The organism is Chryseobacterium vietnamense, from assembly GCF_031454475.1.
GTDB classification, from domain to species: Bacteria; Bacteroidota; Bacteroidia; order Flavobacteriales; family Weeksellaceae; genus Chryseobacterium; species Chryseobacterium vietnamense.
Map to the genome: position 1 here is coordinate 1 of NZ_JAVDQX010000006.1, position 12,549 is coordinate 12,549.

The window sequence follows — 12,549 nt, forward strand, 5'->3', positions numbered from 1 at the left end:
ACTGTCATTCTTTCGTTTTTCAGTGGGGCAAAGATAGAAACTTCATACACACCACGCAACTTTATTTAACATAAATTTTACCGTTTTGTAATATTAAGCCTTAAAGGACTGGGTAGCAGAGTGAAAAATTTTAAACAAAATTTCTAAAATTAGAATTTATTTAAGTCAAAACCAACAATACACCTATTATAGCTGGTTTTTATAGTTTGATTTCTGTATAGATAGTGCTTAAGAATTCAGCATATGACTTTTCCAGACCTATAATATCTCCTGATTTAAGGTTTAAACCTCCTACTCCAGAGTTATCGGGCTTTACTTTTAAAGATGAAATCTGGAAGTAAACATTGTCGTCATCAGCTTTAGGCTGAATTTTTACTGTAGAACCTAATAGTTTTCTGGTTGAAATTGTATAAACTTCTTCTGGAATAACTTTTAATTTTAAAAAAGATCTTGGAGCGACAGTATAATCTTTACGGTTGATACTTATTTTCTGCTCTTTATCAGAAGAGGCAAATATATACATCTCTCCATGTTTAACAGCTAATTTTTCTTTGGGTGTATAATACAAGGCGATTTTATAATTGGCAGCATTGAATGGCTGAGGGGTACCATCAACATTTTCGAAAGGTTTTAATTCAAATGTATTGGCACCAATCTCTTTTGCTTTTTTATATACCAGGGAAAATACGAGTGCATCATCTTTTGAAAAACCCTGTACTTCTACTTCTCCTAAATAAATAGCATCTGCAGCAGCTTCTTTTCTGAATAAGAATTTATCTGAGTTATCATTTGTTTTTTCAACTCTCGTCATATAAACATTCTGCGCACTCCAAAACTGGATACATAATATGGAAAAGAGGATTGCTATATTCTTCATATATATAATAGTATTAGTGTGAAAGGATATCAACACATTCTTCAAGACTGTTTTCCCAATGTTTGGGTTCTATTTTATAAACTTCTTCTATTTTATCCAAAGACATGGTACTTCTTACCGGTCTTTTGGCTGGAGTTGGATACTGTTCAGTCGTTAATGGATTTAATTTTATAGATGCCTTTGAAAATTCAGCAATTTTTTTTGCAAATTCAAACCAGGTTGTCTCCGGATAGTTTGAGAAGTGGAAGATTCCATAGGTTTTGTGTGGTGCTTTGATAATCTTCATAATCGCTTCTGCCAAATCGTTTGCATTAGTAGGTTGTCCAAACTGATCAGCAACGATTCCCAACTCTTCTTTTTGGGAGAAAAGGTTTAACATTGTTTTCACAAAGTTCTTATTAAATTCGGAATACAACCATGAAGTTCTCAGAATGATTGTTTTTGGATTGATTTCCAGAGCACGTTCTTCTCCTTCTCTTTTTGATGCTCCATATACACCTACAGGATTGGTAAAATCATCTTCAGAGTAAGGAAGGTTTGTGGTACCATCAAAAACGTAGTCTGTAGAAACATGGATCAGAACAGATTTAAAATCTGCACATGCCTGAGCCAGGTGAGCTACTCCATCAGCATTAACGGCAAAGGCTTTTTCTTTTTCCTTTTCTGCGAGATCAACTGCAGTGTATGCGGAGGCATTGATGCAATAATCAGGTTTGTTATCATAAAAGAAATCATTCACCTGCTCTTCATTGGTAATATCTAAAGTGGATGAGTCTGTAAATAAGAATTCATATAGATGTTCAAAATCCGGGGCAATTTTCTTTATGCAGTTTCCCAATTGTCCGTTACTACCTATTACTGCTATTTTTTTCATTTATTTATTATTAATTTTTAAATTGAAACCTTCCATAAGAAATAAGGCTACGAGTTCTTGGCATTCTGAGATCTTAAGAACTTCACTCTGGACTGGAAGTCTTTCTGGATAAGGTCTACATAAAATTTATCAAAAATCTCTTTGATATCTTCTGGGTGAACTTCGGATTTTCTTGTTTTAACATTAAAATAAATAACGGTCACCCAAAGTACAGCGTGAATTGTTTTTTCATCAAGGCTTTTCATCAGAATTTCGACTTTTGCCGTTCTATCCTGCACATCGATGGTCTTGCTGCTGATTACTACCTGCGTATTATATCTTACTTCTTTCAGATAGGCTATTTCATTTTGAATAGCAATCCAGGTACAGCCGGTTTTTTTGGTATATTCTTCATAGGTAAATCCATAAAATGTTTCTACGTGATCTTCTCTGGCATTGAACATATACTCAAGATATTTTACATTATTCAAATGTCCGATTGGATCACAGTCACTAAACCTAACTTTAACCGTAGTTGATACTTCTTTTTCCATTCCGCAAAAATAAAAAAACCACCTCTAAAAGAGGTGGTTAGTTTTATAAATCTTTGTTAATTTGCTGAAATTATTGAATTCCTAATTCTTTCTTCACAGCTGCAGTTGCGTCTGGTCCTGCTTTATAAAGGAATGCTGTTGAGTTGGCATCCATAATATAATCATATCCATTAGCTTTAGCTACTTTTTCTACTGCATCATTAAGTTTTTTCTCAATAGGAGCGAAAGCTAAGTCTTGCTTACCTTGTAGGTCTTTTTGAGCTTTTTCCTGCATTTGCTGAATTTCTTCAGCTAATTTTTTCATTTCTGCTTCTCTTGCTGTGTTTTCGTCAGCTGTTTTCTTAGGAGCTTCAGTTTGGTATTGCTGATATTTAGTTTGAGCTGCGTCAGCTTTTTTCTTAATCTCAGCTTGTTTAGTATCTAAGAATGTTTTAAGATCAGCATCTGCTTTCTTTTTCTCCGGCATTGCGTTAAGAACTCCCATTACATCTAAAGTAGCAATTTTTTGAGCTTTTGCCATACCTACAGATACAACCATCATTACTGCTGCAAATAATACACTTAATTTTTTCATAACTGGTAAATAAATAATTTAATTTGTTTTTAGATTTAAAAATATAGCAAAAGTTAATTCTTTAATTATTTTTTGCCTTTGCTATTTGTTTTTTCCTTCTTATCTGTTCCTTTTAATAGAATAGACAATACTTTTTCAGTGTAGTCATATTTAGACTGAAGGAAAATAACACTAATGTTATTGCTTTTATCAAGAACTATGCCCAAGCCATTTTTTTCGGACATTGTTTTGATGGCTCCCCAGATCTGATCCTGAAAAGGCTGAACCAGATTTGTTCTCAGTTTTGTAATTTCACCATTGGCTCCAAAACGTAAGCTTGTTGTTGTTTTAATATTTTTATCAAGATCGGTAACTTCCTTTTCTCTAAGTTTAAGCTGGTCACCTATCAATAAAACTTTTTCACTTTCAAAAGCAGCTTTTTTTCTTTCAAATTCAGTCTGGAGGCTTTGAAGTTCAGATTCCCAGGTATCAATCTGAGAATTCAATCTTGCTTCAGCTTCTTTATACTGAGGTAATTTATTTAAAATTTCATTAGTATCCACTACTCCTATTTTCTGGGCATTGTTCAACCCGAAAAGTAAGAGGAATGCGAATGTGAAAATTATTTTAAAGTGCTTCATATTTGTAATTATAATGTTTGGTTCATCAAGAAGTGGTTTCTCCATCCAGACTTATCACCTGAGATTGTCTTATCAAGACCTAGTGCAAAGTCGAATCCGATCAATCCAAATGCTCCCATATAAACTCTTACACCAATTCCGACTGATCTTTTCAACTGGAATGGGCTGTAAGAACTCCATGAATTCCATACGTTACCTCCTTCAGCAAATGTCAATGCGTAGATTTTTGCAGTCTGGCTCATTGAGATCGGGTATCTTAGTTCCAGCGTAAATCTGTTATAGATTGTACCTCCTCCTTTCTGTGTAATATCTTCTGCCTGACCTCCTTCTGTAGTGGCATTTTCATAACCTCTTAAAGGGATCAATTCTCTACCGTCATATCGACCTCCGAAAAGACCTGTACCTCCCATATAGAATCTTTCAAATGGCGGAGCTCCCAACTGGCTGTTGTATCCGTCCATGAATCCCATTTCTGCAGAAGATCTCAAGACAAGTTTTCCAATGATTTCATTGTAAACATCTGCTTTAAACTTGATTTTATAGAATTCCATCCACTTATATTTGTCAATGGCTGACATTGTAGAGTAATCTTTCTTCTTAAATAATGAGTACGGAGGAGTCAGTTTTGCGGATAGCTCAACATTGGATCCCATAGTTGGGAAAATCGGGTCAATACCCGCTGAGTTTCTGCTCAGACCTAAGTTGATACTGAAGTTATTGGCAGTACCATTATTTTCTGTAGATTCCCCAAATTGGAATGGATAGTTTTTGAAGTCGTACTTCTGGAACTGTAAACCAGTATACAGGGAGAAATAGTCATCCGGCCAGTTTAATAGTCTGTTCAGACCTACTGAAGCCGAGAAGATATTCAATTTCTGAGCATCTCCATATTGATCTGTATATCTTACTCTTGAGTTGTTCAAACTTACAGAAAGGGCGGTTGGTCTTGTACCAAATAACCAAGGTTCTGTGAATGACACTCCATAGTTCTGGAAGTACTGTCCTGCCTGTACCTGAACAGAGAACGTTTGTCCGTCTCCCTGAGGTACTGGTTTGAAATCTTTAAACTTAAGGAAATTCTTTAATGAGAAGTTATTAAATGTTAATCCTAAAGTACCGATGAAACTGTTACCACCGTAACCTGCCTGTAGCTGAACCTGAGACGATCCTTTTTCTACAAGTTTCCAGTTGATATCTACGGTATTATCCACCTGATTTGGCTGAATATCCTGTCCGATTTGCTGAGGGTCAAAGAATGACATCCCTGCTAAATCAAAATAGGTTCTCTTAATTTCTGTTTTCTTGAATAGCTCTCCCGGTTTTGTTCTCAGTGCTCTAAGAATTACGTGGTCATGGGTTGTTACATTCCCCTGCCATGTTACTTTATTCCAGGTAGCCTGCTCTCCTTCATTAATTCTTACTTCAAGGTTTACGGCATCACCAGACACTGACTTTTCTACCGGTGTTACGTTAGAGAAAAGGTAACCGTTATTCATGTAAACAGATTTAATATCTGAATCATCTTCTTTACCTCCGTCTTCACCAACTTTTTTGTTGAAACCTACAGCATCGTAAATATCACCTTTCTTATATCCTAACAATCTCTGTAAATATTCTGTAGAGTATACCGTATTACCCGTGAATGTAACATCCCCGATATAATATTTTTTACCCTCACTAAGTTTTACATTGATTTCATAGTTATTTCTTTTGTTTCTCCATACTGAATCTGAAACAATTTTAGCGTCTCTGTATCCAAGGGAGTTGTAATAACTGATAAGACTCTGTTTGTCTTCCTGATATTTATCTTCAATGAATTTTGAGGATTTCAATATTCCACCGATACCGAAACGTTTTTGTTTCGTTTCTTTGAAAGCTTTATTTCTAAGTTTTCTGTCGGTTACATTATCGTTTCCTTCAAATTCAATATGGTCAATTTTAATTCTTTTACCCTTATCTACATTAATTGTCCAGTCTACCAAAGCAGGGTCTCCTGCATTTACTTTATCCTGGATCGTAATTTTAGCATCAGCAAAACCTTTTTTGATGTAGTCTTTAGGGACATGGGTTTTAAGGCTTGAAACTAAGTTCTGAGTAATCTTAGTTCCTGGTTTAAGGTTGTTATCCTTTGCCAGTTTTTCACTTTTAGATTTACCGATTCCTTTTCCTGAAAATTTAACTTCTCCAAGTTCTTTCAGATCCTGCAGGTGAAATTTCAGAACGATCGTCTGTCCTTCAATGCTTTGAACATAAACTTCCACTTCAGAAAAAGATTGGGTATCCCAAAGTTTTTTTACAGCATTGCTGATTTTCTGTCCTGGAATGTCTACACTTTCTCCTTTTGTAAGGCCCGTAAATCTTAAGATCTGAGCTGGTGTATATTTTTTTACCCCATCTACAACGATGTCTTTAAGAGTATAAGTTCCTGCCTCATTTTCTGCGTGTACAGCATTATTTACTTTTGTGCTGTCTTGTGGAGTTACTTGTCCATAAAAATGTGCAGAAGCAGCAAACATAATGATGGGTAATAGTCTAAACTTCATTTTATCGAGTCTTTCTTTTCTTAAAATTTTATTGGCCTTTTACCTGTTCGCCGGTTAAGCCATATCTTCTTTCTTTGTTTTGATAATCAACAATACATTGAAAGAAAATATCTTTGGTGAAATCCGGCCACAGAACATTTAAAAACTGTAATTCTGCATAAGCAATCTGCCAAAGCAGGAAGTTGCTTATCCTTATTTCGCCGCTGGTTCTGATCAGTAAATCTACAGGAGGAAAATCTTTTGTGTAAAGATAGTTTTCAAATAAACTTTCGTTTATGTTTTCTATCTCTACTTTTCCTTCTTTTACATCAGAACTTATATTTTTTACGGCTTCCAGTATTTCATTTTGCGAGCCATAGCTAATAGCCAATACAAGGTTTCCTTTTGTGTTTTCTTTTGTGAGTTCTACCACACGTTCCAACTGCTCTTTTACTAATACCGGCAATTTTTCAAGATTCCCTATAACATGCATTCTCAGTCCTTTGCTGAAGATTTCTTCTGCTTCCAGCAGCAAGGTTTCTACCAACAGATTCATAAGGGTATTCACTTCTTCGCTTGGACGATTCCAGTTTTCTGAAGAGAATGTATACAATGTTAAGTAGGGGATATTAATCTCATTACAAGCATTAATAGCATTTCTTACTGCATTAATGGCATTTTTGTGACCGAAAGTTCTTTCTTCGCCACGAGATTTTGCCCATCTCCCATTACCATCCATAATGATGGCTACGTGTTTTGGTAAATTCTCAGAATTTATTTTTTCTTTAATCAACGACATATTATTCACAATAACATGGAGGTCTTCCGAACGAATATGTAAGTCCTAAACTGAACGTATTTATCCAGTCGTTGGATCTTCCATCTCCAATATTTCTCTTTTTAATAAACTCTGCTTCTCTTTCTTTAGAAACCGCATAATAATTTCCTGACTGTAATAATGAACCACCTGTAGCAGGGTCCAAAATATCAGCATTAAAAGAAGTTTTTACATCTTTGGAAAGGATCTTGCTATGATCCAACTGATCCGTCAATGTATATCTGAATGTAGCTTCTGCAAATATAGCCCAGGAATGGTTGAACTTATACTTCAAACCTACTCCAAAAGGAATATGCATTGTTACTTTTTTCCCTAATGAATAATCTGTGGTAGTGGTAAAATCCAATTCATTAATCGGAGCCAGTGCTACCCCATCAGCATCTCTTCTGAAATCATTCACCAGAGTCGCTTTCGGAGCATCAAACATCAAAGCACCAATACCTCCGAAGATGTAAGGGCTCAGCATGCTGATCTGCTCATTATTTACCGGGAAAAAGTTATATTCAAACATTAAACTCGCCTCATACACATTATTTTTTCCGTATGAGTTTCTATTTCTTCTATAATCTTCCTTTGCCGCTTTATCACTGAACTGGATCTGGTTGTATCCTAAATCCAATCTGACAGTCTGATGCGGGTTAAAATTAAATCTGTATAATAAACCACCATAAAATGGCACGCCCCAATCTGACGCTCTGCTTAAATCCAACGGCTTCTGTAAAATATAATTTGTCCTTCCTACATCTCCCACTAGGTTACTCATACCTAGACGAACTCCCAATTCGTTTCTTTGTGCTTTAACACTTACCATTCCAAGGAAAGCAAGGAAGCTAAACAATAATTTTTTATTCATAAAAGAATATGGATTTATGGTTATTTTAAAATTTAATTTTTGCAAATATAAAACATTTTTATATTAATGATAATCTTAATGTTTAGTTAAAAATAAACAAAAAAACATAATTTGTTATAAAGTAAACGGCAAAGTGGCAAAAATATTCTTTTTTTCATAGAATGAAAATACTTTAAATATGAAAAAACCCCCATTAAATGAGGGTTTAATGCTTTATTTTTTATTGAATAATACCTGTACTTTATTTCTGATCCTTATCAGTAATGGCTCTTTATAATTTTTATCTTCATCAAAATATCCGTAACCATAGCCATATCCATAACCGTAGCCGTAGCCATATCCGTAGCCTTGTTTAGTATTATAGTCGTTATAAACAAGTCCCAAATTATTAACTTCATCATTATGATACTTTTCAGTAATCATTTTCAGCATATACTTTTCTGTGTATTCATGACGCACTACATAAATATTAGCATCAGAATGCTTCATAAGCTCATATGAGTCAGCTACAAGACCTACAGGTGGAGAATCTATAATAATGAAATCATATTTTTCTTTAAGTTCTTCTATAAATCTGATATTTCTCTGGCTCATTAAAAGTTCAGACGGGTTTGGCGGGATAGGACCTGAAGTGGCAACATCAAGATTAGGGATCTTGGTCTTGTTAATAATCTGGTCGATATCAACTTCTCCTGTAAGATAATTTGAGATACCATATTTATTATCAATCTTAAAGTCTCCAAAAATTTTTGGTTTTCTAAGATCCATTCCTAATAAGATTGTTTTCTTATCACTTAAACCTATTACAGATGCCAGATTGATAGAAATATAAGTTTTCCCTTCTCCTCCAATGGATGATGTAATCAAAATAACTTTACCTTTTCCACTTTCATTATCCATTAAGAATCTCATATTTGCTCTTATTCCCCTGAATGCCTCAGATACGGATGATTTTGGCTGCTCCAGGACGGTAAGCATATTTTCATTGCTGTTATTTCCTATTACTCCGAGAAGCGGAATTTTCGTAGCGCTTAACAACTCTTTAATATTTCTTATTTTACTATCCAATACTTCACCTATAAAGATAAACAGTAATGGAAGCAGCAGTAATCCGGAGATAATGGCAGTCTTGGCCAACTTTACATTAGGTCCGATTGCTCTTTGCCCCAGGTTTTTAGCAGGGTCAATTACTGTAATATCAGATTGATTGGTAGCCATTCTCATCTTAGTATCACTCTGTCTTCCGAGAAGACTATTATAAGTAGCCTCAATCATATTATATCCTCTCTCTGCATCCAGATATCTTCTTTCTTTTTCAGGGTAAGATGCTAAATCTGAGTTGGCACCTGAAATATCACGATCAATTTTGTTGATCTCATCATAATATCTGCTATAGTATCCTCTTAAGCTATTTGATGATCCCATTCTTGCTTCATCAATAAGCCTGTTGATTTCTCTCATCGGCTCAGATGAAGGCTTATAAATAGAAGCCATTTCTGCTTTTTTGGTATAAAGAGCTTTCAGTTCAGAAACTGTTGCTGAGAATACGCCATCTTCAAAACCTGCAGCATTGGTTCCAATCATTTTATCAAAATTCTGAGACTGCAGCGTGTTTTTTATATTGTTAAGTGAGTTGATTTTGCTTATGATATCTGCTTTTTTAGCTTCCAACTCTTTTATTTTCTCAAGAGATTTTTCATCTCTGTCTTTAATATTATAGAGTTTTTCTGAGGTTTTTAAATAATTCAGCACATTCGCACTTGAATCAAGCTTTTTACGGATATTATCCAGATTTTCTTTTAAAAAGATGTCTGTGTTTTTATTAACTATATTTTTATCAGCCAATCTCTTTTTTTGTAATTCTGCAACAGATTTATTAAGGAAATTAACTGTACTATTAAGATTATATCCTTTTTTGGTAATAATCATAATCGATCTGATCTCTTTATCAAAGTCAACCCCTGTAGTAGAAACAATTTCATTTACACTCTCATTTACTGAGTTCAGGTTTACAATGATATTATCCAACTTGATTTTAGTGGGTACAGGATTTCTAACCAGTCTGAATCTCAGGTTTGGAGAATTGTACCACTCATTGATTTTAATGATTTTATCAGCGGGTCTGCTATATGCGCTGATACTCTGGAAGCCTTCAATCTCATAATTATATAAGTTGGTAGATTCTCCTTCTTCGGGTAAAACTACTTGATAGGCTCCATCTCCTTTGGGTATCAGGGTAATAGGATAATTAATCTGCTGAAGATGTTTTTTATCAATCTGAAGAAAGACAGGTGAGTCATCTTTATCCAGATAGGTAGATTTTATCAGTCCTTTAGTAGAATAATTAACAAAAAGGTCAAGTTCTTTTACCAAAAATTCGTTATGCGATCTGGATAAAAGCATTTTCTTCAGATAAAGCCCATCCTGATTTCCGGTATCTCCCCAAATGAAGTTGATAGATTGATTAGCCTGTGTTGGTAAAAACTCAGCTCCTTTACTGGAAGTACTTAATGACAGGTCTGATGCATAAATATTTTGTGCATAGTAATGACTGTATCCCCATGCCAGTGCATAGCCGATAAAAAACATAAATACAAACCAGTACCAGTTCTTAAGAATCCTTCTTAAAAAGTGCTCTAAATCAAATAATGCAAATGACCCATACTTTTCTTTCTGAGAATTATTCTTCTCTGCAGCGGTTACTCTTTCTGGAATCATGACTAAAGATTTTTAAGAAGTAAATAAATAGACAATGCTGTAGTAATGACCGAAACTCCTGTTGTTAAAGTCTGAATAGGATCTTTTCCGAAACCATTCAAGCTTTTTGCTCTTGTATTCAGATAGATCTCATCACCATTCTGAACATAATAGAAAGGAGAGTTCATAAGATCTTCCCGGGTAAGATCTATTTTGGCAATTTTGATTCCTTCCGGAAGTTTTCTGTGAATAACGATCTCTTTTTTGTCGATCGTTCTGTTCAGCCCACCATTGATAGCTAAAGCTTCAGTAATGGTAAGGGTATTTTTATGAGCTACTTTCTCTCCTGAAAGACCTGTAGTTTCCACATCACCAAGAATATAATAGGTGATACCGTCTGTATTCAGACGTACTTCAGACTTACCTTCCTGGAAATTTTCATTTACTTTTTCCTGAATTTCTTTTCTAATATCCTCTAATGTTCTCCCTTCTGCTTTTACATAGCCGATTCCAAAAACATTAATATCACCATTGGAGTCTACCTTGAGTCCATTAAAGTAAAAATTCATATTTCCACCTCTGCTTGCTCCAGAGGTTGCACCAACTCCTCCTCCAACAGAGCCACCCCCTGACATAGCGGGGCTTATTACAGTTCCGGCTCCGGTTCCGCTTCCTCCAGAGGAATTGTAAGAAGAATAAAACTGTGCAGCATCACCTTTGGGGGTTGTTACAATGTTAAGATTAAGGATATCATTTTTAGTAATCCTGTATACAGGAATGTTATAGGGAACAAGACCTTCTTCATTAATTACGAGACTCTCACTTGGCTGTAAATATCTTACATCCTTTGTTGTAATACATGAGGTAACTAAAAGAGGGAATATTAAAAATAAATATTTAAAGTTTTTCATCATATATATATAATATTGTTTACAAAAGTAATATTTAATTGTTAATTTTTGTTATTTCTTAATCGATATAGCAAATCTGGCAAATAAGCACCAAAAAAACCTATTGAAATAATCACCACTAATAAAAGATTGACATTAATATGTCTTAAATAATAAGCCACTCCAACAATCATCAGGTAGTACAGGATAATATAAAAAGTTGATCTCCTATGGGTAAGGTTCAATTTCAGCAGTTTATGATGAATATGGTTTTTATCGGCATCAAATGGGGACTTTTTGTTGTAAAGCCTGATCATAATTACATTTAAAGTATCCACAATCGGAAGAATCAGAATGGCTACTGCCACTACAGGAGCAGATTGAAGGTGATATCTTGGAACATCTATGAGCTTTTTATCTATAAAAATATCTATAAAACAAATGGATGTAAAAGCTAACAAAAAGCCCAGGAGCATAGAACCGGTATCGCCCATAAATATTTTGCGGGTACGGTAGTTAGACAGATTATAATACAAAAATGCCAATACAGTCCCAATAATAACAACAGATAATACCACCAACGGATAGTTATATTCTCCTAAGCGATAATAACTGATTCCAAATAAAGCACTACAGATAACAGAATAACCACCTGCCAGCCCGTCTATTCCGTCAATCAGGTTGAATGCATTAATCAGAATAATAAATGTTACAATACTGAATATCACACTTACGAAATACTCCAGCTCATATATTCCAAAGATCCCGAATAAGCTTCTGATTCTGATATCAGATCCAATAACAATCAGGGAAGACACAACAATTTGTGCAACGAGTTTTTTGTAAGCCCTCATGACTACAATATCATCCATTACTCCTACATAGAGAAGGATAATTAATGAGGCAAATAAAAATTTATAGAGATCAAATAATTCATAGGCAAAAATAGAGGCACAGATTCCTATTGAATAAAAGATGGCAATTCCTCCCAGGTTGGGAATTTCTCTAAGGTGCGAGCTTCTTATTCCAGGCTCATCCATCAGATTCTTTCTTCTTGAGATCTTGACAATGGTAGGAATAGAGAAGAATGTAATTAAAAAGGAGAACACGAAGCCTAGTCCTATTTTTACGTAGAAAATAGGTATTCCCGATCCGCTTAAGAACAATTCAAAATTTTTCATTCTTTTCTTATTCAGCACTTGTATCTCCTAAATAAAAAACCACAATACAGAACTTTACAAGAACTTCATTATCATTTTCTATTGACCGAA

General features: G+C 34.7%; 11 protein-coding genes. All 11 read right to left on the reverse strand.

Annotated elements, in window-relative coordinates; all coding sequences use genetic code 11:
- Positions 1 to 199: 199 nt before the first annotated feature.
- The 11 genes from J2786_RS19800 to J2786_RS19850 all read right to left on the reverse strand — a co-directional run bounded on the left by J2786_RS19800 (position 200) and on the right by J2786_RS19850 (position 12,459).
- On the reverse strand, positions 200 to 877 hold the full coding sequence (locus J2786_RS19800; RefSeq protein ID WP_047429035.1) for a hypothetical protein: 678 nt from the start codon (positions 875 to 877) through the stop codon (positions 200 to 202).
- Between the two features lie 13 nt (positions 878 to 890).
- Positions 891 to 1,751: a dTDP-4-dehydrorhamnose reductase gene (gene rfbD / locus J2786_RS19805; RefSeq protein WP_047429033.1), complete on the reverse strand. Its 861-nt coding sequence runs from the start codon at positions 1,749 to 1,751 to the stop codon at positions 891 to 893.
- 47 nt (positions 1,752 to 1,798) lie between these two features.
- Entirely contained in the window at positions 1,799 to 2,284 is a 486-nt protein-coding gene (locus tag J2786_RS19810) for an acyl-CoA thioesterase (RefSeq protein WP_047429032.1), read from the reverse strand.
- Positions 2,285 to 2,354: 70 nt separating this feature from the next.
- Positions 2,355 to 2,858, reverse strand: coding sequence for an OmpH/Skp family outer membrane protein (locus tag J2786_RS19815; RefSeq protein WP_047429031.1), 504 nt, complete (start codon positions 2,856 to 2,858; stop codon positions 2,355 to 2,357).
- A 65-nt stretch (positions 2,859 to 2,923) separates the two neighbouring features.
- A complete protein-coding gene (locus J2786_RS19820) occupies positions 2,924 to 3,478 on the reverse strand; it encodes an OmpH/Skp family outer membrane protein (protein ID WP_047429065.1) in 555 nt (184 codons plus the stop codon).
- Positions 3,479 to 3,486: 8 nt separating this feature from the next.
- Positions 3,487 to 6,021 (reverse strand): outer membrane protein assembly factor BamA, encoded by a 2,535-nt coding sequence (bamA, locus tag J2786_RS19825; RefSeq protein WP_047429029.1) that lies wholly within the window; start codon positions 6,019 to 6,021, stop codon positions 3,487 to 3,489.
- A gap of 28 nt (positions 6,022 to 6,049) precedes the next feature.
- Entirely contained in the window at positions 6,050 to 6,799 is a 750-nt protein-coding gene (uppS, locus tag J2786_RS19830; RefSeq protein WP_047429027.1) for an undecaprenyl pyrophosphate synthase, read from the reverse strand.
- A gap of 1 nt (position 6,800) precedes the next feature.
- The gene (gene porG / locus J2786_RS19835; RefSeq protein WP_047429025.1) at positions 6,801 to 7,691 is read right to left on the reverse strand and encodes a type IX secretion system protein PorG; all 891 of its coding nucleotides are present in this window, start codon (positions 7,689 to 7,691) and stop codon (positions 6,801 to 6,803) included.
- Between the two features lie 213 nt (positions 7,692 to 7,904).
- Positions 7,905 to 10,409, reverse strand: a complete 2,505-nt coding sequence (locus tag J2786_RS19840; protein WP_047429022.1) for a polysaccharide biosynthesis tyrosine autokinase — start codon at positions 10,407 to 10,409, stop codon at positions 7,905 to 7,907.
- Between the two features lie 2 nt (positions 10,410 to 10,411).
- Positions 10,412 to 11,302 carry a polysaccharide biosynthesis/export family protein gene (locus tag J2786_RS19845; protein WP_047429020.1) on the reverse strand — a complete coding sequence of 297 codons (891 nt, stop codon included), beginning with the start codon at positions 11,300 to 11,302 and terminating at the stop codon, positions 10,412 to 10,414.
- Positions 11,303 to 11,340: 38 nt separating this feature from the next.
- Positions 11,341 to 12,459: a glycosyltransferase family 4 protein gene (locus tag J2786_RS19850; protein WP_047429019.1), complete on the reverse strand. Its 1,119-nt coding sequence runs from the start codon at positions 12,457 to 12,459 to the stop codon at positions 11,341 to 11,343.
- Positions 12,460 to 12,549 lie beyond the last annotated feature (90 nt).